1 protein-coding gene is annotated in these 2154 nt (G+C 34.4%); it reads right to left on the bottom strand.

Features of this window, described 5'->3' with window-relative positions:
* Positions 1-441: 441 nt before the first annotated feature.
* Positions 442-2154 (bottom strand): tetratricopeptide repeat protein (locus tag Q0X89_RS10865; protein WP_297694024.1); only part of this gene is annotated, 1713 nt, incomplete at its 5' end.

Raw genomic sequence — 2154 nt, 5'->3', positions numbered from 1 at the left:
CCGCACCACGCGTAATTCCTCCACCGTAAACACCAAGCTCTCCATAGCCAAAGTTGTCCATATTTAGGAGTATAATGTTGGGCTTTTTGTTTTCCTGTGCCTGCATCGGAATAGTAATTCCGAGAACAAGCAAGCAGGTTACTGCAAAACTTAGTAATTTTTGTGTTTTCATTTTACTTTGATTTATAACTATGAGACATTATGTTTTTTATTGTAAGGTGAACACTTTATACAAATGTTTACCAAGTTCAATTATAGTATAACACTAAAAGTAGTCGCAACAGCGCCTTCATACAATAAACTAAAGTAGAAGAAAAGTAGAGATACAGCTAAAGATACTATGGAAATTGTCTAATATGTCTTGTATGCGTAAAAGACAAACAAAGGAATTTCTGGAAAAGAACTATCCTCGAGGCACAGCCATGGGATTATTTCTTACACTTAATTTAGCTGTTGCAAAATACTCGAATATTGAGGGTTGTCAGGATACATCTCAACTAACCTGATCAATATGTTTTTTGCCTTTTTAGGGTCTCCATAATTCAAATAGTGATATGCTAAAGCATATAATACGCTTTCATTGTTATTATCAATTTTCAGCCCTTGAATGAGTATTTTTTCTGCATTAGTATGATCTAGTTTCTGATCGTATAGCAGGCTTAAATTATAATATACACGAATATTCTCTGGCATTTTTTCAGTTGCCATTTTTAATTGTTCAATCGCTTCATCCGTTCGTCCTAATTCTGCAAATAATAAAGCTAAAGAGTAGTAAGCAGGACCAAATTCTGGTTCTTGTTCAATTACGGTTGTAAAGGCTTCTTCGGCTTTCCTATAGTTTTGGTTTTGGTAGTATAAATTGGCTAGATTTAATCTCGCCTGGTTATTCAGAACATCTATTTCAAGAGCGCTTTCATAGCCCTCAATACCTTTTTGGATATCCCCTTTTTTTAGATAATAATTGGCTTTTTTAATACGTCCACCAACAAAATCTGAATTTGTATTCAAATGTGTAAAAAATTCCTTCTTTACTTTTTGATAGACTTCTTTGTATTTTTCAGGAACCTGACTTTCCCCGAGACCACTTAAGCCATAAAATGCCTTTATTCTAATACTTCGTTTAGGGTCATTTAAAAGTGGTAAAAAGGAGCTCACATAATCTGTATTATTTATTTCGCTTAACACATCTACACTTGCCCCTCGAACTAAAGGCGATTCATCATTTAACAAAGCAAGATATTGCTCAATTAAGTTTACGGTATTATAATGAGATAAGGCTCTTGCAGCTGATGCTCTCGCAATTTCAGGTTCCGTTTTATCATTCATTAATTCAATTAATCCAATATACGCATTCGGCTCTCCGGTAATTCCCGGAGCCAATTTTTCTGAAAAATGAATAGAATCAACTTCACCATATTGTTTTTTAAATTCTGACCAGGCCCATTTATCATCTTTATCTTCATGACATCCTGTACATGCGTTAGGTGACCCATATTTTAGACTTAGATCTGGTCGTGGCACCCTAAAACTATGGTCTCTTCTAAAGTCATTACCCATATAATACTTACCAGTCATATGGCAATTAATGCATTGCGCTCCTTCTGTATTCATTTCATGAAAATGATGTTCTTTAGTATCATATTGCTCTGGAAGATGGCATTGAGCACATAATTTGTTGCCTTCAAATCTCAATTTAAGGGAATGTGAATTATGGCAATTATAACAGGTTACATTGTTTTGATACATTTTACTCTGAACAAAAGAACCATATACATAAACCTCATCTAATATCTGGCCATCTGGATGATATAGTCGTTCAGTCAATAATTGAGGATAGTAATGATCTAACATCGTGCCTTCAAAATTAAATGATTCTGAAAATTGTTCTCTTCGCATATGGCAGCGAGCACATTGATCTACCAACTCTTTTGGTTTTGTATTTAATGTCATTTGGAATGTTCCAGTATCAGAATAATCATCTTCCAATCTGTTTACATCTTCAACATGCTGTTTTCCCGGACCGTGGCAGGCTTCACAATTAACATTAATTATGGCATACTTTGTGTCATAACTATGTGTTTTGAAATCGTAATTTTTTCTAACATTGGTAGAATGGCAATCTGAACACATCGTATTCCAGTTTAATCCACCTCT

Source organism: uncultured Eudoraea sp. (assembly GCF_947258525.1).
Classification (GTDB): Bacteria; Bacteroidota; Bacteroidia; order Flavobacteriales; family Flavobacteriaceae; genus Eudoraea.
The sequence above is the reverse complement of the archived record's forward strand: the minus strand, read 5'-3'. Positions and strand labels throughout refer to the sequence as shown.